The organism is Actinomadura sp. 7K507 (genome assembly GCF_004348425.1).
In the GTDB taxonomy this organism is placed as follows: Bacteria; Actinomycetota; Actinomycetes; order Streptosporangiales; family Streptosporangiaceae; genus Spirillospora.
Window position 1 is genome coordinate 31,865 of record NZ_SMKK01000025.1, and the last position, 20,021, is coordinate 51,885.

Sequence of the window (20,021 nt, forward strand, 5' to 3'; positions counted from 1 at the left end):
GCGGTATGAGGGCCACACCAGGAATCACGGTCGTGAGATGCGCGCGAAGCGCGGAGGTACGGCAGCGCGATCAAAGTTGACCCGCGCCACCACAACGGAGGTGGACAAAGCACCCAGGACTCGATCTTGATCGCCGTTGGTTTCTTCCTCGGCCTGGCCACGCGTGGCCCTAAGTCGTACGAATATAGGTGGCGAGCAGCCCGTGGTCGCGTCAGTACGGAAGCCTCAGAGCGGGGCCAGTCGATGCGCCGAAGAGCTGGCCCCCGACGTCAAGGAGTCCCCCGATGTCCTTCGCCGAGCACATCGCGCCGATCTTCCGCGCGGCCATGGAGATATTGCGGGACGAGGAACGGCCGCTGAAGCCCGCCGAGGTGCGCGATGCGGTCGAAGCGCGGGTCACGATCGCCCCAGAGCATGAGGCGCCCAACGCGCACGGTCAGATTCGCTGGCATTCGCAGCTGGGGTTCCGTACCGGGGAGGCAGCGTCGATCGGCTGGATGACCAAGAGAAACGGCTGGGCGATCACTGAGACCGGGATCCAGGCCCTGGAGGATTTTCCGGGGGACGAACTCTATCGGGCATTGGGGCGTGAGTATGTCGACGGCGTGTGAATACTGACCCCCAGGCGACGGACGAAATCTGACCCCTCCCACTCTGTGGAGGGTGATCAAGGTGGAGGACTGGGCGGAGATCCGCCGGTTGCACCGGTCCGAGGGCATGCCGATCAAGGCGATCGCTCGGCGGCTGGGCATCTCGAAGAACACCGTCAAGCGGGCGCTGGCGGCCGATGAGCCACCGGTGTACCGGCGGATGAGTAAGGGGTCGATCGTGGACGCGGCCGAACCGCAGATTCGGGAGCTTTTGGCCGAGTTCCCGGACATGCCGGCCACGGTGATCGCTGAGCGGATCGGGTGGGAGCGGTCGATGACGGTGCTCAAGGACCGGGTCCGGCAGCTGCGGCCGCAGTACAGGCCGGCCGATCCGGCGTCGCGGACGGCCTATCAGCCCGGTGAGCTGGCCCAGTGTGATCTGTGGTTCCCGCCGGCGAAGGTGCCGGTCGGGGCCGGGCAGCAGGCCAGCCCGCCGGTGCTGGTGATGGTGTCGGGGTATTCGCGGTGGATGCTGGCGCGGATGCTGCCCTCGCGGGCGGCCGGGGACCTGTTCGCCGGGATGTGGGCGCTGCTGCGGATGCTGGACGCGGCGCCCCGGTCGCTGGTGTGGGACAACGAGGGCGCGATCGGGCAGTGGCGGGGCGGTCGGCCGGTCCTGACCGCCGAGGCCAGCGCGTTCCGCGGCACCCTGGGCATCAAGATTGTGCAGTGCCGCCCCGCCGACCCCGAAGCCAAGGGCCTGGTCGAGCGGGCCAACGAGTACCTGGAGACCTCGTTCATGCCGGGCCGCTCGTTCACCGGCCCCGATGACTTCAACGCCCAGCTGGACGGCTGGCTGGCGCATCGCGCCAACGTCCGTCATCACCGGCGGCTGGGGTGTCGGCCCGCCGACCGGATCGTGGCCGACATGGCGGCGATGGTGGCGCTGCCGCCGGTCGCGCCGGTGGTGGGGTGGCGCACCTCGACCCGGCTGGCCCGTGACCACTACGTCCGGATCGCCTCCAACGACTACTCGGTGCACCCCTCGGCGATCGGGCGGCTGGTCGAGGTCGTCGCCGACCCCGAGCAGGTGCGGGTCACCTGCGGCGGGCAGCCGGTGGCGACCCATCCGCGGTGCTGGGCCGTGCACCAGACCATCACCGACCCCGCGCACGCCCAGGCCGCCGCGGCGATGCGGCAGATACGCCTGCACAGAGCGCGGCCACCCGCCGACACCGAGGTCGAACAGCGGCGGCTGGCCGACTACGACACCCTGCTCGGCATCGACAACAGCAGCGTCCAGAGCATCGGCGACAGGGACATCGAGGGGGTGGCGTGATGGCGTCGGGCAGCACCAAAGCCGGCGCGGTGAGCACCAGCGGCCGCAACGTCGAGGCCGAGCTGGCCTACCTCACCCGGGTGCTGAAGGCGCCGTCGCTGCACGCGGCCGCCGGGCGGCTGGCCGAACGGGCCCGGGACGAGTCCTGGACGCACGAGGAGTTCCTGGCCGCCTGCCTGCAACGCGAGGTCGCCGCCCGCGAGGCACACGGCGGCGAGGCCCGCATCCGCTCGGCCCGCTTCCCCGCCCGCAAAGCCCTGGAAGACTTCGACTTCGACCACCAGCGCTCGGCCAAACGCGAGGCCATCGCCCACCTGGGCACCCTGGACTTCGTCGCCGCCCGCGAGAACGTGGTGTTCCTGGGCCCGCCCGGCACCGGCAAGACCCACCTGTCGATCGGGCTGGGCATCCGCGCCTGCCAGGCCGGCCACCGCGTCGCCTTCGCCACCGCGGCTGAGTGGGTCGCCCGCTTGGCCGACACGCACGCCGCCGGACGCCTGCAGGACGAGCTGACCAAACTCGCCCGCATCCCCGTCCTGATCGTCGACGAGGTCGGCTACATCCCCTTCGAAGCCGAGGCCGCCAACCTGTTCTTCCAACTGGTCTCGTCCCGCTACGAACGGGCCTCGCTGATCGTGACCAGCAACAAGCCCTTCGGACGCTGGGGCGAGGTGTTCGGCGACGACGTCGTCGCCGCCGCCATGATCGACCGCCTGGTCCACCACGCCGAGGTCATCAGCCTGAAAGGAGACAGCTACCGCCTCAAGAACCGCGACCTGGGCCGCGTCCCCGCGGCCAACACCACCAACGACGAGCAGTAACACCACGTAACGAGCAACAACATCAGGGGGTCAACTTTCAGACGTCCCCAGGGGGTCAGAATTCGGCCGCCGTTGACAGAGTACCGTGCCCGGCGCCAAGCGAGCGAGACCAGGACCTACGTTGATCCTCGCTGGAGGCGTGTGCGTGAGGCGCTCGCCCAGGTGGCGCCCGGGTCTTGGACGACCTACGGAGACCTCGCCGAGTTGGTTGGCATGGCGGCCCAGTCGGTGGGCGGATTTATGGCCGAGTCGGGAGCCCAGGGAGCACACCGGGTTCTACAGGCGAACGGCAAGATCTCACCGGGATTCCGCTGGCCGGACCCGGAGCGGCCTGACGACCCCCGGGATGTCCTGCAGCAAGAGGGACTCACGTTCGATGACGCCGGCCGCGCAGATCGCACAAGGCGGATCACCGTCGACGAGTTTCGAAAGATGTTTCCGGACGCGAAGGTGCTCACGCCTCTCTCTGAGTCTCAGGAGGACTCGAACGAGCTTCCGGCGCCCTTCGACCAGTTCCAGCGGAACATCAGCTATGCACGCCAACTCATCCAAGGTGGCCAGAACCTCGAACATCTCAAGGTGGGCGCCTTCGATGTCACCGACCTCTACCGGGCGGCCTGGAGTCAGGCCGTAGCGGCGATCGATCACTGGGTCACCCGGGAGATCGTCGACCGGGGCGTCGTTCTTGCGCTGCGTCCCGGCGTACCGCGCCCCGCCAAGTTCGACAAGCTGACCATGCCTGTGGCGCTCTTCGAGAAGATCCATCATCACTCCGAGCCACTGGCCGAGGTCTTCCGGGCGCACTTGGAGCGGGAGTTCGAGTACAAGACCTTCCAAAGCCCTGAGAAGATCCAGGAGGGGTTCGCACACGTCAGCGAGGTCAAGCTCTGGGTGAAGGTAGCGGAGATACTTACAGATCAGGATCCGACATCTCCGGTGACCTCCGATGAGGTCCGGGCAAGGATGCGAGAGATCGCACGCCGCAGGAACAACATCGCCCACACCGCTGACCACAACCCTGATCAACCCGATCAGAAGCTGCCGATCACCGCCGATGAGGCGGAAGAGACAATCGCCTTTCTCGAGTCGATCGCGCTCGCCATCCAGCAGGCTCTTGGCGACCCCGCGCCGCCGACGATCGATTACAACTCCGCACCGGCGGAGGCAGGCACTTTGGGGCCCGCGCCGGAGCCCCCCGGCGGACGCCGCGACGACACACCGCATGCGGAACCTGGGTGGGACGAGGAAAGCCTCCTCCAAACCATCAAGCGATACTGCCCTGGCAAGGTTGCACATACCCTTCTAGCGGTGTACCGGCACGCTGAACGGCATGCGGCGTTTCGCGGTTACCATTACGGGGAAGGCGAGTATCCCTCCGTCACGGCCCGGTTCAGCGTCGGCACTGACGAGGCGGCGGCTTGGAGCATCTACGTCGGCATAACAAAATCCCTACTCTCGATCAACTTCGCCGAACTGCGGGACCACGGAGTCTCGTCCCAAGTACTCTCTCAGCTCGCAGTCAGCCTCTCGCGGCTTCCCGGTTGGACCGATGTGCCCCATCAAATGCGGAGAGCGAACTACAGCGCACGTGTCTCGGTCGAGTCCGCTGTGCTGGCTGATCCCAACACGGCGAACGTCGTCATTGAGGCGTTCAACGCCCTTCTAGCGTCAGTGAGCGACAGGCCATGAGCGGAGAACTCAGGGCACGGATCGGCTGGGATGTCGTCGGGCGGTTCCGCTCGGGTCCTATAGAGGGCCGAATCCCCGTCGCGCTAGACGAGTGGCGCGTGACGGCCGGTGACCCAGCAGTTGCGGACGCGGTCGCGAACGTTCTGGGCGGCGACGTTCAGGAGTGGGAGGCCCAAGGCTAAGACAACATTTAAGTGTTGACCGAGGCCAGTTCCGTACACGTCATCGTTGCTGGCGCATCTGCGATTGCGTCAGAACTCAAACTCTGGGGCATGGGCGGCCGGCTCATTCATCACTGTGATGGCGTACGGTTCCTGGATGTCGGCCGGAGGGGCGAGCCGTGCGGGTGCCCTGGCCTTCTGGTGGATCGGAATGCTATGGCGAAGTGCGGCCGGGGTCCCAGGGCCGACACCTGCATCACATTCCGTCTGCTCGCCGCGCCTGATCTGGGCATGTTCCGGATGCAGTCAGGAAGTTGGGACCTGGTCCGTTCGCTCGATGAGTACGTGGACGCACTGCCGGAGACGTCCAGCTTCAGTGCGCGAAGAGTCTTGCACTCGCCATCCACCGGGAACGGCCGGGTTCGTGCCAAAGGCGTCCCTATGAGCGGATCATCGCCCATCGAACGGTTGTACTGCGGCAATACGCGATGAAGTCCTGTGGTTCGGGTGCCGAACCACAGGACTTCGTCGCGCTATTCGGCTGTCGCGGACCGGCGCATGGTGCGCAGCACGTACGCCAGCGGGATGATCAAAGCCGTGATCCCCGCGCAGGTGATCCAGACCCACTCGTACGCGCTCTCGGTGGGGACGTCGGTGCCCGCGATGACGAGCGTGCCGAAGATCGCGGCGAAGATGGCGTTGGAGAGTCCGCCGCCCAGAGTCTCGAGCGACTGGCCGACGCTGGTGACGGCGCCCCGCTTCGTCGCCTCTGCCGCGGCGCTCAGGACGGTGGGCCACATCGCCTGCACGATGCCCTGCCCGGCGAACTGGATCACCAGCGCCACCGTGAACGAAGTCGTCGAGTCGTGGAACGCGATCATCGAGATGAAGCCGAGAGTGATCAGTGCACCGCCGCCGACGAGCACCGCCCGGGCGCCGGCCAGCGCGGCCAGACGGGCCGCGCAGACGGCGGAGAGGAAGGCCACGACCGCGCAGGGCGCCAGGAGAAGGGCGATCTCGCGGATCGACATGGAGAGGCCGTACCCCAGCTTGTCCGCCGGGCTGGCCATGAACGTGACCGTCGCGGTCGTCGCTCCGTACTGCGCGACACCGTAGGCGAGGGCGATGGCGGCGCCCGGCAGCACCCGCCGGTTGGCCATTCCGCGGACGTCGATGAGCGGGTGGCGCGTGCTCGCCTGAAGCCGAACCCATCCGACCAGGATGAGCAGACCGATCACCAGGTAACCGGCGGTGCGCGCGTCGCCCCACCCTGAGCGCTCGACCTCGCTCAATCCGAGCACGATGCCGCCGAGTCCGACGGCGAGCACGACGGCACCGCGCACGTCCATGCTCCGCTTGGCGCGCACGACGGACTCGGGGGCGCCGAGCGTGATGGCCGCGGCTGCGGCGAACACCCCGAAGGCGATCCAGAACGCCAACCTCGTCCCGTTCTCGGCGTCGCTGAGTCCGGCCGCGGTGAGCAGCCCGGCGACCGACCCGAGGAACATCGACGCGGTGAACGCCGCGATGACCGTGTTACCACGCGAGGTTCTGAGCCGATCCCGCACCAGGGCGGCGCCGAGGGGGAAAATGCTTCCGATCAGGCCCTGCATGACGCGTCCGATGAGGAGGACGGCGAAGCTCGTGCCCGTGGCCAGAAGCAACCCGCCGAGTCCCGTGACGGCCACGGCGAGGAACATCATGCGGCGGTGACCGAACATGTCGCCCAGGCGGCCCACGATCGGAACGGCGACCACCGTACACAGCAGTTGAGCCGCACTGAGCCAGATGAGTTGTCCGGCGTTCAGGCCGACGAGGGCGGCCAAGCCCGGGAGCATCGCCAGGAACGTGCCGACGCCGAATCCGAGGGAGATTGCCGCCGCGACCAGCGCGATGGTCAGTCGTGCGACCTCTGCCCTCGGGGTTGATGCGGAGTTCTCGTCCGAGTCGGTCCCCGGCCGCTCCGGAGGAATCGGTTCTGCCTTGGGCTCCATTGGCTACTCCATCACTGACTCGGCCGTCGCACACAATGAGACAGCGTCTTGTCGAGCTAGTGTGGCACTGCCCACAGGCCGCGTCAATGAAGGTGTCGCGATAGTTCAACTCCTGTCTTTCCAGGAGAGACACCTGAGGACGGTGTCGCCGAGCTCCCCATCAGAACGACCGGCACCCAGCCTAGATGTGCCGATTCAGCCGGTAGAGGTGGCGGCCTCGCGGTCGTACCGGACGCCGGGGAGCAGCCGGCGCAGCTTGTCCTTCTGGATCTTCGAGGTGGGTGTCTTGGGCATCTGGTCGACGAACTCGATGAATCGCGGGATCTTGAAGGGAGCCAGGTGGTCGGCGCACCACTCCACGATCTCCTCGGGTCCCGGGTACGCACCGGGGCGGCGCACGACGTACGCGAGGACCTCTTCGTCGGACAGCTCGGAAGGGACTCCGATGACGGCCGCTTCCAGGACCCCGGGGTGCTGTTCGACGACACGCTCGACTTCCAAGGACGAGATGTTCTCGCCTCGGCGGCGAACGATGTCCTTCTTCCGGTCGACGAAGTAGAAGAAGCCGTCTTCATCCATCCAGGCGTTGTCGCCGGTGTGCAGCCATCCGTCAGGGTCGAGCGCCTCGGCGGTCTTGGCGGGATCGTTGAAGTAGCCCCGCATCATGGCGGCGTTCCGGAGCAGGAGCTCCCCGTGGGTGCCGGGCGGCACATCGTTGCCGTCGTCGTCGACGATGCGCGCCTCGGTTCGGGGCAGGTTCGGGTCCGGGTGGTCACGCGGCGTGCCCATCGAGTCCGGCCGTCTCTCGCCGGTCAACGACTCGGCAAGGCCGAACGTGGTCTCGCTCATGCCGAATCCGGAGATGATGGTCATGCCGAACCGCTTCTCGAGAGCAAGGCGCGTCTCGTGGGTGTGGGCCGGGACCCCGTAGGCGACCCGGACCGAATGGTCGCGATCGTCGGCTGCGGGCTCCTTCTTCGACAGGATGGCGGCCATCGCCCCGATGTAGTTGAACGCCGCCGCCCGGTGCCGGCGCACCTCGGGCCAGAACCGGCTGGCGCTGAAGCGGGGCGCGAGGACGACTGCGCCGCGCGCCCCGATGGCGCCCATGGTCGAGTACGCCTGGGAATTGATGTGGAACAGCGGCAGGCAGGCATAGATGCGGTCACCGTCCGCCATCCCCATCCAGGCCGGGTAACTCTGGCCGGTGAGCACGAAGTTGGAGTGCGTCTGCATGACGCCTTTGGGGTGCCCGGTCGTGCCCGAGGTGTAGATCAGGCTGATGAGGTCGTCGCCACGGGGGGTGGTTTTCGGCGCGATGGTGTCTGCCGCGGCCTGGAGCGCGGCGAAGGCGTCATGGCCGGGGTGCTCCTCCAGGGTCAGCACGTTGCCGAGCGTGGCGTGCTCCCGCTGTACTCCGTCGAGCACGGGGAGGTAGGCGGGGCTGGTGAGGACGAACCGCGCCTCGGAGTCCCCGACCAGGTAGGACGCCTCGTCGTGGCGGAAACCTGTGTTGATGGCGACCAGGCACGCTCCGATCTTGGCCAGCCCCAGCCAGGCGACCAGGAACTGCGGTGAATTGTCGAGCATGAAGGCGACCCGGTCGCCGGGCCTCACGCCCAGCTCGGTCCAGGCGTTGGCGGCCCGGTTGGTCGCCGTGTCGAACTCCGCGTAGGTCATGGCGGAGTCGTCCCCGGTCCAGATGAGGTAGGGACGCTCTGGGACGTGCGCGGCCGCTTCCTCGAAGAAGGAACGGAAGTTCATAGTGGCGAGGTCCATGAACTCTCCTGAGTGAGACGGTGTCTTATTCAACGTACCGTCGGGTCTGTGTGGCGGCAACACGGCCTCGTACCGGCGCGCAGCGTCCGACGCGTCCGGTGACGCGGCATTCACATCGCATGTCTTGGCCAGAGAGACATATGATCGACTGGTGCGGCGGCACGAGCCGGATAAGAGCGAGGGCACGAGTCGAGAGGGAACCGCGGTCATGAAGGCAGAGCGGCCACAGAAGGCGACCAGCGCCCGACCGCGGTCGGCGGCTTCGGAGACGCCGACCGGGGCCGTCGAGGCGGCGCCCCAAGGGCCGAGTGTCGCCTCGCGTGTAATCGCCCTGCTCGACCTTGTCGGTCGGCGGGAGAACGGCGTGGGACCTCGCGAGGCCGAGCGCATCACCGGCATCGACCGGTCCGCGGCCAGCCGGCTGTTCCGCCAGCTCGAGAGCCTGGGATGGGTGCAGCACGGCGAGGAGCGTGGGACCTACACCGTCGGGCCGGAGTTTTTCGCGGTGGCGGCCGCCGTGCGTCAGCGCGACTCCCTGTGGCGGGCGGCGAAGCCGCTTCTGGAGAGCCTCACCGAGCAGTTCGACGAGACCACGTACCTCGCCGTACGGCAGGATCATCAGGTGGTCTTCCGAGACAAGGTCGACTGCGCGCAGCGAATCCGCTACATCCTCGAACTCAATGAGCCGTTCCCGTTGACGACCGGCGCGTCGGGACGTGCGATCCTCTCGGCGCTACCGAACTCCGAGGTCGACGAGATCCTCGCAGCGGGCCTGACGGCCTACACGCCGGACAGCATCACCGAAGCCGACCATTACCGAGCGCAGCTGGCTCATGACCGTGAGCTGGGCTACGCCTACTCCAAGAGCGGCTGGGTCGCCCGCGGCGGCGGCGTGGCGAGCCCGTTCTTCGACGCCGGCGGCCGGTGCCATGGAGCGATCACGCTCAGCGCGCCGATCGATCGACTGGGCGCCGACCGTGCGGCGGTCATCGGCCCCGCCGTACGGGCGGCGGCCGAGACGCTGTCGCGCCGGCTCGGCTACACGGCCGACGAGGACGCTGACACCGCTGTGCCGTAACGGGCGGCTCAAGAACCGCGGCCGCCCTCCCTGCGTGATCTCCACGGTCGCACTCCTCGCGGCCGGGCGGGGCCGCGGCGCCGTGGCGCGCCCCCGTCACTCGGCCTCGTACAGGCGGTCGATCTCATCGGCGTAGCGCTCGGCGATCACCTGGCGCCTGAGCTTCATCGTCGGCGTGAGCTCGGCACCCGGCGACCACTGCTCCGCCAGGATCGTGAACTTCTTGATCTGTTCGACGCGGGAGAGATTCACGTTGGCCCGCTCGACCTGGGCACGTACCTCCTCGGCCAGCCCCGCGTCAACGACCGGCCGCCCGCCCATCGACGCGGGTTCCAGCACGATCAGTGCGACGTTGTACGGTCTCCCATCACCGATCACGCACACCTGACCGATCAAGGTCCCCGCCGAACGCACCGCCAGCTCGATGTTGGCCGGGGACATGTTCTTGCCGCCGGCGCTGATGATGAGCTCCTTCTTGCGGTCGATGATCCAGAGGAAGCCGTCCTCATCGATCCGGACGATGTCGCCTGTGTGGAGCCAGCCGTCCGGATCGATCGTCTCCGCCGTGCGCTCGGGGAGACCGCGGTAGCCCCGCATGACCTGCGGGCTCCGGATCAGCAGCTCACCGTCCGGCGCCATGGCGGTTTCGACCTGCGCGAAAGGCCGGCCGACGCTTCCGGGACGGATCGCGTCGGGCGTGTTCCCCGCCGGGCAACCTGACGTCTCCGACATGCCCAACACCTCGCAGAGGGGCAGTCCCAGTGCGGTGAAGAACTCGACCACCGCTATCGGCGTGGGCGCCGAGCCGGTGATGATCCATCGTGTGTCGGCCAGCCCGAGCCTCTCGCGTACTCCCGCGGCGATGGCCGGGTCCGCCGCCACGTCGGCCAGCAGGTCACCGGAGTACGACGCCTCGATCGCGGCCTTGAACTTCTCCCAGACCCGCGGCGGGGCACCGAAGAACGTGGGACGCGTCGATGCGACGGCGGCGGGGAGGTTCGAGACGTCGGCGACCGTGACCAACGTGTTGCCGTACGTCATGAACGACGAGTAGTGCGAGCTCCACCTGTCGGCGACGTGTGCTGCCGGGAGGAACCCGACCTGTCGCCCGCCACCGGCCAGCGGCATGGCCGCGTGCACGGCACGCAGCTGCGCGAGCATGCCGGCATGGGTCAGCTCGACGCCCTTCGGCGGCCCCATCGTTCCCGACGTGTAGATAATGGTCAGCGGGTCGTCCGGCTGAAGGTCGGCGGCGCAGCCGAAGTCGAACGTCGTCTCGTCGGAGGCGAGCTCTCGCAGAAGGTCCTCGCAGCCGTCGACGAGCTCGTCGATCACCAGGATCTGCGTGATCGGTGCGCCCAGGGACTGCGCTTGGCGAAGCACCGGGACGAACGACGACTCGGCCACCACAAGCCGGGTCCCGGCATCGGACAACAGGAACCGGACCTGGTCGGGCGAAGAGGTGTTGTAAACGCTGAACGGCACCGCGCCGAGGACCATCGCCGCTGCGTCGGCGACGTGGAACTCTGGAAGATTGCGCATCATCAGCGCCACCGCATCGCCCCGGCCCACCCCCAGCGACCGGAGCCGTCCGGCGATCGCCCCGATCCGGGCGTACGCCTGGGCGTAGGTCCACTCGGCGCCGGACTCATACGAGCGCAACGCGACCCGGTCCGGGTGTTTCGCGACGACGTTGAGAAGCACGTCGCATACTGTGCGGGCCTCTTCCAGGCGCGCCTGGACCTTGGTCGCCGCCGGTGAGTCCTTCGTCGTCATCCTCATGCCTCCGGGGTCACCCGCTGAGTTTGTCGTCGAGCCAGTCGCCCATGTCGCGCTGGGCGACTCCCAGGGAATCGAGCTGGCAATGGGCGCTGCCCGGCGTGCCTGCCGGGTAGATCAGCAGTGTCTTGTCGGGGTGGACGACGTCGTCGTAGACGGCCTGCGCATCGGACGGCGGGACCAGGGCGTCACTCTCTCCGTGCATGATCAGGATCGGCGCCGAGACGTTGCGCATGACGTCGGGCCCCAGCTGGAAGAGCGACGCGGTCTCGATCAGCGCTCCCCGCCCTTCGACACCGAGGAATCGCTCAAGCTGCCGGACCCGTGATCCGCGGCGTCCGGCGACCGCCGCCTCATCGAAGACCCGGGCGAAGTTCCCGTTCACGGCCCCCCAGATGACGGTCGCCTTCAACCGCGGCTCGAACGCCGCCGCACGCGCGGCGAAGTAGCCGCCCAAGCTCGACCCGATCAGGCCGAGGCGGTCGGCGTCGACGCCGGGCCGTGCCCCGATGAAGTCCACCGCGGCCGCGGCGGCGACCTCGAAGTCGTGGCGCCCATGGATGCCGCGCGTCTTGGCCTCGCCCTGGCCAGGGCCGTTCAGCAGCAGGACCGCGTAGCCCCGCTCGACCAGAGCGGCACCGATCTTGAAGTACTGCTCCTCGGCCCAGGCGTCGATACCGCCGAAGTCGATCACCGCGGGCACCTTCGCGCCATCCGCCGCCTCTGGCACGCAGAGATATCCGGGCAGCGACGCGCCCTCATAAGGCACTTCGACCGGAACGAAGGCAGGATGCATGAGGGCGGCCGCCTCCCGGAAGCACCGGATCGACCCCTCCAACCCGGGAGCGACCTCGTGCTCGCCGCCGATGTCGGCCATCTGCCCGGAGATCCGGTGATAGATCGTCGCCCTGAGGAAGTAGTCGCGTGCCGACACCGTGTGCCCGGCTGCCAGCGAGGCTCGGGCGTCGCTCTCGATGCGCTCGGCCAACGCGCCGAAGCCGGCCTCCCAGGCCGCGTTGTCACCGACTGGCAGGGACTTGGCCACCGAGTGCACTTCGCTGAAGTCGGCTCCCCTCACGTAACAGTAGGAGAAGAGCCTGATCATCTGAGTGGACCACTCGAGGTTGTCTGGAAAGTACTCGAACGCGCCGAACGGGGGCTCGTAGGCGGGTGCGTCGGTGGCCACGCTGGTCGTCATGCGAGATACCTCCAATGAGACAGTGTCTTATTCCTGCATACTGGCACCCGTTGCAGGGCGGCGTCAACGGCCTCCGGCTCCGGTCGCCAGGTCGCGGCGGAGACGACGTCTCAGCATTGCCGCCTCGGGTGACCTCGGCCGCCGGCCAATGAGGGCGGCCGTTGACAGTGGTTCGCACGTCATCTACGGTCACGAATTAAGACACTGTCTCATCCAGTTCTTTCAGCAACGCGAGGACGCCGAGCCTCCGGGCGCGATCACATTCCACTGGAACGGGCCGCCGAGGCTTTGCGGCAGCTGGATGAGCGGCTCGCGCCAGGCAAGGTCGCGCTGACGGTCCGGGCCGCACGGCGTACACCGATTCCCTAGGCACAGCCGGAGGTTCCATCCATGTCGCACCTTCCCGGATTCGGAGAATGGCTCTGGCGGCAGACCACGCGCATGCCCGACCGCGTCGCCCTGGTCTTCGAGGGCGAGACCTGGACCTATGCGGAACTCGACGCGGAATGCGCACGGGTCGCGGCGGCACTCAGCGAGCTCGGTGCCGCTCGCGGAGACCGGGTCGCCTACGTGGGCGTGAATCACCCCGCGTTCGTCGCCGTGCTCTTCGGCTGCGCCCGGATCGGTGCGGTGATGACGCCGATCAACTGGCGCCTGACCGGCCCGGAAATCCAGTTCATCGTCGAGGATTCCGGGGCGAAGTTCCTGGTGTACGACACCGCCTTCGGGCCGGCCGTCGAGAGCATCGCGGCCGACCTCCCGGGCACGGAACTCATTCCCAACGATCTGGACGCAGAACCCCTGCTCGCTGGTCTGGCGGGCGACGGGTCGAACCCGCCGCCCGTCGCGACCGCCGGCACGGAGCTGGCCGTCCTGATGTACACCTCAGGCACCGAAGGCCGCCCGAAGGGCGCGATGATCACCTACGACAACATCATCGCGGCCGTCGTCTCGCACGACTGCACGCATGCGTACGGACCGGATCACGTCGCCCTGGTAGCCGCCCCGCTGTTCCACATCGGCGGGATCAACGTGAACTTCCTCAACACGTTCCTCAAAGGGGGGACGGTCGTCCTGGAACGCGGATTCGATCCCGCCCGGATCCTCGCGCTGATTCCGGATTACCGGGTGAACTCGTTCTTCGGCGCGTCGGTCATGCTGGAGATGATCGCCGCCCAAGACGGATTCGACGAGGCCGACCTCAGCTCGGTCGCCTGGGTGTATTGCGGTGGGGCGCCGGTCAAGGACGACGTCATCCGGTTGTACGCCCGGCGTGGTGTCCCGGTCTGCAACGGATACGGCATGACCGAGGCGGCGGCGATGATCAGCCTGACGATGCCCGAGGACGTCACCGAGCGGATCGGCTTCTCCGGGAAGCCGGGGCTCTTCGTGGACGTCCGTGTCGTCGACGAAGCGGGCCGCGAACTCCGCGCGGGCGAGCACGGCGAGATCATCATCCGCGGCCCGAACGTGATCCGGGAGTACTGGAACCGCCCGGACGCGACGGCTGCCATCCGCGACGGCTGGCTCCATACCGGTGACGGCGGAGTGCTGACCGAGGACGGCTACGTCCGGGTCGTCGACCGCCTCAAGGACATCATCATCAGCGGCGGCGAGAACATCTCGTCGGCCGAAGTGGAGCAGTGCCTGCTCGAGCATCCGGACGTCGCTGACGCCGCCGTCGTCGGCACGGCCCACCCGAGGTGGGGGGAGGTGCCTTTGGCCTACGTGGTGCTTCAGCCGGCCTCGGCGGCGAACGCGGAGCACCTCCGTCGTCATGCGGCCGGGCGCCTCGCACGGTTCAAGCAGCCGGCCGAGTACAGATTCGTGTCGGCGCTCCCCCGGAACGCGTCGGGCAAGCTCCTCAAGACCCAGCTGCGCCGGTTCGGTGCGGGCGGGGAGTCGACGACCGCCGCCGACCCGGAATCTCCGGCCGCTGCGCAGACCTGATCAACACCCGGTCGAGATCGAACTCTAGCGAGACATTGTCTCATCAATAGGAGCACCGTGAACACCACACCGAACATTGCCACCGTCCGGGCACTTGGCGACAAGTACGGTAACTGGGGCAAATGGGGTGACGACGACGAGTTCGGCACGCTCAACCACATCAAGCCCGAGGACGTCGTCAAGGCTGCCGGACTGGTACGCACCGGCCGGATCGCGGAGATGGGACTGCCGATCGACGATCAGGGGCCGCAGTCGGGCGGCGGGGGCCTGGGCCGCTTCAACCCCATCCATCTGATGATCCGTGACGGAGGGGACGTGGCGGCCGGCACGATGGTCCGCGACTTCTACGGCGGGCAGGACCGCCACATGCGTGGGACCGATGACATCTTGATCATGCCGCTGCAGAGTGGCACGCAGTGGGACGCCCTGGCCCACATCTTTTTCGAGGGCAAGATGTACAACGGCTTCACCGCCGACCAGGTGGGCAGCAAGGGCGCGCTGAAGAACGACATCACCGGCGGGTGTTCCCGGATGATCGGTCGGGGTGTGCTGTTGGACGTCCCCGCAGCCAAGGGCGTCCGGTGGCTCCCGTCGGGCTACGCCGTCACCTCTGCGGACCTGGAGGAGTGCGAGCGCCGGCAGGGCGTCTCCGTCGGGCGCGGCGACTTCGTCTTCGTCCGCACCGGCCAGATGGCCGAGGTCCGAGACCGAGGCTCATGGGGTGACTACGCCGGCGGCGCGGCGCCGGGACTGGGCTTGGACGCCGTGCCCTGGGTCGGCGACCGAAAGATCGCCGCCCTGGCCACCGACACATGGGGGATGGAGGTGCGGCCCAACGAGACCCCCGACACCAACCAGCCGCTCCACATCGTCTTTCTCGTCTACATGGGCCTGTGGGTAGGGGAGATCTTCGACCTCGAGCCGCTGGCGCAGGCATGCTCCGAGGAGGGACGGTGGGAGTTCATGTTCTCGGGTCCGCCACTGCGCATCACCAGGGCGGTCGGATCGCCACTGGCCCCGGTGGCGGTGTTCTGAGCATGGCTGAGACCAAACCCGTCCCTTTTCCACGTGGCGAGGAAGAGTCCTGGTTCGAGGCCGCGGAAGGCGGCGCCATCCTCTACCAGCAGTGTGCCGAGTGCGGCGCCGTCCCGTCCTACCCGCGGACGATGTGCCCCTCATGCTGGTCAACCGCACTGGTGAACAGGACATCCTCAGGCCGCGGTGTCATACACACCTTCACGGTGCAGCACCGTCCGGGCGCAGCGGGATTCGCGGACGAGGTCCCCTACACCTTGGTCCTCGTCGACCTCGACGAGGGCGTTCGCGTACTCGCCGACCTGCGTGACTACGAAGAGGGCGCCCTCGCCGTCGGCATGCGCGTCAAGGCCCGCTTCGAGCCCGGCCCCGGGAACGTCGTTCTGCCACGATTCCGCCCCGCCGCACAGGAGACCACGTGAGCGTCCGCAGCCTCGCGGCCATCGCCGGAGCCGGCGAAGCGGACATCGCGCCGGGCCACGGCCGCTCACCCCTCGGCCTTGCGGCCGAAGCGTCCCGGCGCGCGATCGCCGATGCCGGGCTGCGCAAGCACGACATCGACGCGGTCTTCGTCGCCTCCGCCTACCATGCCTTTCCCGCCCTCAGCGTGTGCGAGTACATGGGACTGCAACCGCGCTACCTGGACTCGAGCAACATCGGCGGATGCTCCTTCATCGCCCATCTGGCCCACGCGGCCGCAGCCATCGACGCAGGGCTGTGCGAGGTCGCCCTGGTGACCTACGGCAGCACCCAGCGCTCGGACGGCGGAAGACTGATCAGCATGTCGGAGAAGCTGGTGTTCGAGGAGCCGTACGGCCTGATCCACCCGGTCGGGAGCTTCGGCATGATCGCGCATCGCCACATGTCCGAGTTCGGGACGACCGGCGAGCATCTCGCCGCCGCCGCGGTCTCAGCGCGGGAGTGGGCGATCCGCAACCCGAAGGCGCGCTTCAGCGACCCGATCACCGTCGCGGACGTGCTCTCCTCCCCCATGATCGCCTCACCGCTCCACAAGTACGACTGCTGCCAGGTCACCGACGGCGGCGCGGCCGTGATCGTGACCTCGGCGGCGCGTGCCGGGCACCTGCCCCAACACCCGATCTACGTGCGTGGGGTCGCTGAGGAGAGCAACCACCGCAATATCCTCGCCATGCCCGACCTGACCTCCACTCGCGCAGGGGTCTCAGCGTCCCGCGCGCTCCGCATGGCTGGACTCGACCTCAGCGACATCGACACCGCGCACATCTACGACGCCTTCACCATCAGCCTGCTGATCCTGCTCGAGGACATCGGATTCTGCCCCAAGGGTGAGGGCGGGCCCTTCCTCGCCGACGGGAACATCGCCCCGGGCGGCACGCTTGCCGTCAACCCCAGTGGCGGAGGCCTGTCCCATCTCCACCCAGGGATGCTGGGCCTGTACCTGCTCCTGGACGCTATCGAGCAGCTCCGCGGCACAGCCGCCGAGCGCCAGATACCCGGCGCCGCCCACTCGCTGGTCCACGGCATGGGCATGACCCTGGCAGCCCACGCGACGGCCGTCCTCTCGCTCGAGCCCTAACGATCCGATCTGCCTGACGCGTGTCGCCAACGACACGCTGACCGGGCACACCGCCTGGAGTCCGACTTCTCACCGACACCAGACGCCTGCACGGCGGCCTGCCTCCGCCGCCAGGTGCGGAAGTTGCGCACGAGCAGGACAGAGCCGATCGGGCAGAACAGCAGGAGCAGCACGGCACCGATGAGGGGTTTGAGCCACGGACGGCTGCCGGTCGGGTAGACGCGGTCGGCATCTGCGTCGCCGCTGGCGACCGCGCTCAGGGGCGACGGCGGCCGGGCTCCGGCATCGGGTTCGACTCCTGCGAGCCGGACGTCCTCCAACCGCACGGAGCCGTCGTCACTGGTGAAGTCACCCACCCACCAGCGGTCGCCCCTGCCGCCGCCGTCCATGCGCTCCGCCGCGAAGACTCCCGGTACGCCGCCCTCAATGGCCCGGTAGGCGTCGATGCCGTTGACGAGTAGGCCACCTCCCACCGTCAGTCCGAGCAGGAGAAGGAGGCTCACGCCGCACCACACGCCAAGGGTGGTCGGCCAGGTGCGGCGAGTGGAGGTCACGGCACGTTACGCCAGTAAAGCGTTGGGGACCTGTCGGCTACGGATGTAGTTGCAGGGAAATGTGGGATGACAGCGCGTGGAGGAAGTCCGGGGCGTCGAAGATCTCGCCTGCCGAGGCGACGCCGACGGTTCTGGTCCTTCCGCTGAGGATGCGGTCGACCGCTTCCACGACGAGCGGTGCGGTGATGGCGTAGATGTCCTGGCCGCTTGCCACGGCACGCCGTTCACCGTCGCCGGAGCGCACGACGACGTCGACGAGGAAGGTCTGCGCGGACCGTCCGTTCTCGTCGGCAGCGGCCGGCGGCGGTGTGTCCGGGGCCGACAGGTCCCTGGCCGCCTCGATCGCCATGTAGGTGCACACCTCGGGGATGTTCAGGTGACTGGGAACAGTGACGACGTCGGCCATCGTGAACTCGCCGATGACCGCCCGGGTGCCCATCGGGTCGGGGAAGGGCCACTCCAGGGTGGGCGGTTCGTCGGCGCGGTACTCCAGTTGCCCCTTCGCGTAGCGGACGCGTCCGCCGTTCCGCCGCTCGTGCGAGACCTTGCCCGAGGCGCGCGTCCCTTGTGTGGGGTGCCAACTGCTCAGCCCGTAGGCGATGTGCGCCTCGTCGGCCGCCGTCCAGTCGCCCATCGCCGCGGTGGCCAGCAGGTCGCCGAGGCCGCCGAAGAAGGCCATCGCGGGGACGATCACCGCTCCCGCGGCGCGGGCGGGGGCGGCGTAGTGCGCGAACGTGTCGACGTTGGCTTCGATCTCGGCGGCCACGTCCACGTACGGGATCCCGGCGCGCAGCGCCGCGTCGATCACGGGGCCCACGGTCGCGGCGAAGGGCCCGGCACAGTTGATCACCGCTGCCGCACCGGCCAGCGCGCGGTCGAGCGAGTCCGGATCGTCGATCTCCGCCGTCCGGGCCTCGATCCGGGGATCGGACGCCGCCAGCGTCCGCAGCTTGCCGGCGTCGCGGCCGGACACGATCGGGACGTACCCGCGCTCCCGCAGTTCCGTGACCACGAACCGTCCGGTGTGGCCGTAAGCGCCGAACACCGCCACCACTTGTCCCGACCCCATGGGCGCTCCCTGCTCGAATGATCCGATGCGGACATCCTGACCGCGGCGGGCACCCGACAGCGAGTGTCCAGAACGCCATGACCCGTACAATTTCGGACATGAAGACCGTCGCGCTGGCCGTTACCACCGGGATGCTGCACTTCGAGTTGTCCCTGGCGTTCGAGGTCTTCGCCACTGCCCCGGCAGGCGTAACGGTCCCCTGGTACGAGGTCGCCGTCTGCGGGCCGGCCGCCCTATCCGTGGGCCTGCTGCGGGTAGAGCCAGACCTCGGACTCGACCGGCTCCAGCAGGCCGACACCGTGATCGTCCCGGGCTGGGCCGACGTCGACGAAGACCCACCCGCCGACCTGGTCGACGCGGTGCGCGCGGCCCACCAGGCCGGGGCGCGCGTGGTCTCCCTCTGTACGGGGGCGTTCGTGCTGGCCGCGGCCGGCCTGCTGGACGGAGAGCGCGCGACCACGCACTGGGCGCACACCGACGCCCTGGCCGCCCGCTACCCCCGCGTGGATGTCGACCCGGACGTGCTCTACGTGGACAACGGCAGCGTCCTCACCTCCGCCGGCAAGGCCGCGGCGCTGGACCTCTGCCTGCACCTCGTCCGACTCGACCACGGCTCGTCGATCGCCAACACCGTCGCTCGACGCCTGGTGGTAGCACCGCACCGGGCCGGGGGCCAAGCCCAGTTCGTCACGAGCCCGGTACCCGCCCAAGACCATCACCCGCTCGGCGCCCTGTTCCCCTGGGTCATCGACCGGCTCGACCAGCCGCTGACAGTAGAGGACCTGGCCCGCCAGGCACGAATGAGTTCACGCCACCTGGGACGCCACTTCAAAGCGGTGACCGGCACCACCCCACTGCAATGGGTGCTGACCCAGCGGATCCGCCATGCACAGGAACTGCTGGAGAAGACCGACGACAGCATCGACACCATCGCGGCGACCACCGGTATGGGCACCGCCACGACATTGCGCCGCCATTTCAAAAGCACGCTCGGCGTCCCCCCGGACACCTACCGCCGCACTTTCCGAACGCAGACCCGCCCCTACCCGGACGGCAACGGACAACCCGACAAACGCCCCTGAGCCATCATCCGAAAGTCGGCAGAAGGGACGTTCGCTGACGACCTTGAAGTGTTGACGGACGCCAGTTCGTGGGAGCCGACAGGAGCCCCAACCCCGTTGCCCTCTCACCACCGATCTGCTCGACACGGCCCGCCGTGGAATGCCTCTGGATGCGGTGGGGAACAGGCCACGTACTGCATGAGTACCTGGGCGAGCCGGAGACGGTCAGCTGCGTACGGCCTGAGTTGGCTCATTCGCTTAGTGCGTGAGGGTCTGGGTTCTGGATCGCGTTGAGGATGGCTTGCTGCTTGTCGGGGATGGCGGGGGCGAAGGTCTGGTGGGTGCCGTTGATGGCGATGGTGGCCG

The 20,021-nt window shown here is 68.1% G+C and carries 16 protein-coding genes; 10 read left to right on the forward strand and 6 right to left on the reverse strand.

What is annotated here, in order from left to right:
- Positions 1-284 precede the first annotated feature (284 nt).
- From E1285_RS08490 to E1285_RS08505, 4 genes are all read left to right on the forward strand, one after another.
- Positions 285-611, forward strand: a complete 327-nt coding sequence (locus E1285_RS08490) for a hypothetical protein (RefSeq protein ID WP_132149845.1) — start codon at positions 285-287, stop codon at positions 609-611.
- A gap of 52 nt (positions 612-663) precedes the next feature.
- Entirely contained in the window at positions 664-1,929 is a 1,266-nt protein-coding gene (gene istA, locus E1285_RS08495) for an IS21 family transposase (RefSeq protein WP_132149847.1), read from the forward strand.
- Positions 1,929-2,750, forward strand: a complete 822-nt coding sequence (gene istB, locus E1285_RS08500) for an IS21-like element helper ATPase IstB (protein ID WP_132149849.1) — start codon at positions 1,929-1,931, stop codon at positions 2,748-2,750. The genes istA and istB overlap by 1 nt, the downstream gene beginning before the upstream one ends.
- A gap of 141 nt (positions 2,751-2,891) precedes the next feature.
- Positions 2,892-4,439 (forward strand): MGMT family protein, encoded by a 1,548-nt coding sequence (locus E1285_RS08505; protein ID WP_165966517.1) that lies wholly within the window; start codon positions 2,892-2,894, stop codon positions 4,437-4,439.
- A 694-nt stretch (positions 4,440-5,133) separates the two neighbouring features.
- Here the strand turns inward: E1285_RS08505 and E1285_RS08510 are convergent.
- A complete protein-coding gene (locus E1285_RS08510) occupies positions 5,134-6,594 on the reverse strand; it encodes an MFS transporter (RefSeq protein WP_132149853.1) in 1,461 nt (486 codons plus the stop codon).
- Between the two features lie 195 nt (positions 6,595-6,789).
- On the reverse strand, positions 6,790-8,373 hold the full coding sequence (locus tag E1285_RS08515) for an AMP-binding protein (RefSeq protein WP_165966518.1): 1,584 nt from the start codon (positions 8,371-8,373) through the stop codon (positions 6,790-6,792).
- A 208-nt stretch (positions 8,374-8,581) separates the two neighbouring features.
- On the opposite strand from E1285_RS08515, the gene E1285_RS08520 reads away from it, so the two are divergent.
- Positions 8,582-9,451 (forward strand): IclR family transcriptional regulator, encoded by an 870-nt coding sequence (locus tag E1285_RS08520; RefSeq protein ID WP_132149857.1) that lies wholly within the window; start codon positions 8,582-8,584, stop codon positions 9,449-9,451.
- A 96-nt stretch (positions 9,452-9,547) separates the two neighbouring features.
- Here E1285_RS08520 and E1285_RS08525 read toward each other — a convergent pair whose 3' ends face one another.
- Positions 9,548-11,227 carry an AMP-dependent synthetase/ligase gene (locus E1285_RS08525; protein ID WP_132149859.1) on the reverse strand — a complete coding sequence of 560 codons (1,680 nt, stop codon included), beginning with the start codon at positions 11,225-11,227 and terminating at the stop codon, positions 9,548-9,550.
- Between the two features lie 16 nt (positions 11,228-11,243).
- Entirely contained in the window at positions 11,244-12,428 is a 1,185-nt protein-coding gene (locus E1285_RS08530; protein ID WP_132149861.1) for an alpha/beta fold hydrolase, read from the reverse strand.
- Positions 12,429-12,818: 390 nt separating this feature from the next.
- Here E1285_RS08530 and E1285_RS08535 point away from each other — a divergent pair, with 390 nt between their 5' ends.
- From E1285_RS08535 to E1285_RS08550, 4 genes are all read left to right on the forward strand, one after another.
- The gene (locus E1285_RS08535) at positions 12,819-14,378 is read left to right on the forward strand and encodes a long-chain fatty acid--CoA ligase (RefSeq protein WP_132149863.1); all 1,560 of its coding nucleotides are present in this window, start codon (positions 12,819-12,821) and stop codon (positions 14,376-14,378) included.
- Positions 14,379-14,435: 57 nt separating this feature from the next.
- Positions 14,436-15,413, forward strand: coding sequence for a cyclase family protein (locus tag E1285_RS08540; RefSeq protein WP_132149865.1), 978 nt, complete (start codon positions 14,436-14,438; stop codon positions 15,411-15,413).
- A gap of 131 nt (positions 15,414-15,544) precedes the next feature.
- Positions 15,545-15,835, forward strand: a complete 291-nt coding sequence (locus E1285_RS47195) for an OB-fold domain-containing protein (RefSeq protein ID WP_279509928.1) — start codon at positions 15,545-15,547, stop codon at positions 15,833-15,835.
- The gene (locus tag E1285_RS08550) at positions 15,832-16,971 is read left to right on the forward strand and encodes an acetyl-CoA acetyltransferase (RefSeq protein WP_132149869.1); all 1,140 of its coding nucleotides are present in this window, start codon (positions 15,832-15,834) and stop codon (positions 16,969-16,971) included. Before E1285_RS47195 ends, E1285_RS08550 begins: the two co-directional genes overlap by 4 nt.
- On the opposite strand, the gene E1285_RS08555 is transcribed toward E1285_RS08550, so the two are convergent.
- Entirely contained in the window at positions 16,968-17,474 is a 507-nt protein-coding gene (locus tag E1285_RS08555) for a hypothetical protein (protein WP_132149871.1), read from the reverse strand. The genes E1285_RS08550 and E1285_RS08555 overlap by 4 nt on opposite strands.
- An 88-nt stretch (positions 17,475-17,562) precedes the next feature.
- A complete protein-coding gene (locus E1285_RS08560) occupies positions 17,563-18,594 on the reverse strand; it encodes a saccharopine dehydrogenase NADP-binding domain-containing protein (RefSeq protein ID WP_132149873.1) in 1,032 nt (343 codons plus the stop codon).
- Between the two features lie 98 nt (positions 18,595-18,692).
- Here E1285_RS08560 and E1285_RS08565 point away from each other — a divergent pair, with 98 nt between their 5' ends.
- A complete protein-coding gene (locus tag E1285_RS08565; RefSeq protein WP_132149875.1) occupies positions 18,693-19,676 on the forward strand; it encodes a helix-turn-helix domain-containing protein in 984 nt (327 codons plus the stop codon).
- The last annotated feature ends 345 nt before the right edge of the window (positions 19,677-20,021 follow it).

Excerpts from the sequence above, each read along its gene's own strand:
- E1285_RS08530 (WP_132149861.1), bottom strand. The coding sequence starts at position 12,428 with ATGACGACCAGCGTGGCCACCGACGCACCCGCCTACGAGCCCCCGTTC.
- E1285_RS08565 (WP_132149875.1), top strand. The coding sequence starts at position 18,693 with ATGAAGACCGTCGCGCTGGCCGTTACCACCGGGATGCTGCACTTCGAG.
- E1285_RS08490 (WP_132149845.1), top strand. The coding sequence starts at position 285 with ATGTCCTTCGCCGAGCACATCGCGCCGATCTTCCGCGCGGCCATGGAG.
- E1285_RS08525 (WP_132149859.1), bottom strand. The coding sequence starts at position 11,227 with ATGACGACGAAGGACTCACCGGCGGCGACCAAGGTCCAGGCGCGCCTG.
- E1285_RS08510 (WP_132149853.1), bottom strand. The coding sequence starts at position 6,594 with ATGGAGCCCAAGGCAGAACCGATTCCTCCGGAGCGGCCGGGGACCGAC.
- E1285_RS08520 (WP_132149857.1), top strand. The coding sequence starts at position 8,582 with ATGAAGGCAGAGCGGCCACAGAAGGCGACCAGCGCCCGACCGCGGTCG.
- istB (WP_132149849.1), top strand. The coding sequence starts at position 1,929 with ATGGCGTCGGGCAGCACCAAAGCCGGCGCGGTGAGCACCAGCGGCCGC.
- E1285_RS08535 (WP_132149863.1), top strand. The coding sequence starts at position 12,819 with ATGTCGCACCTTCCCGGATTCGGAGAATGGCTCTGGCGGCAGACCACG.
- E1285_RS08560 (WP_132149873.1), bottom strand. The coding sequence starts at position 18,594 with ATGGGGTCGGGACAAGTGGTGGCGGTGTTCGGCGCTTACGGCCACACC.
- E1285_RS47195 (WP_279509928.1), top strand. The coding sequence starts at position 15,545 with ATGTGCCCCTCATGCTGGTCAACCGCACTGGTGAACAGGACATCCTCA.
- E1285_RS08515 (WP_165966518.1), bottom strand. The coding sequence starts at position 8,373 with ATGGACCTCGCCACTATGAACTTCCGTTCCTTCTTCGAGGAAGCGGCC.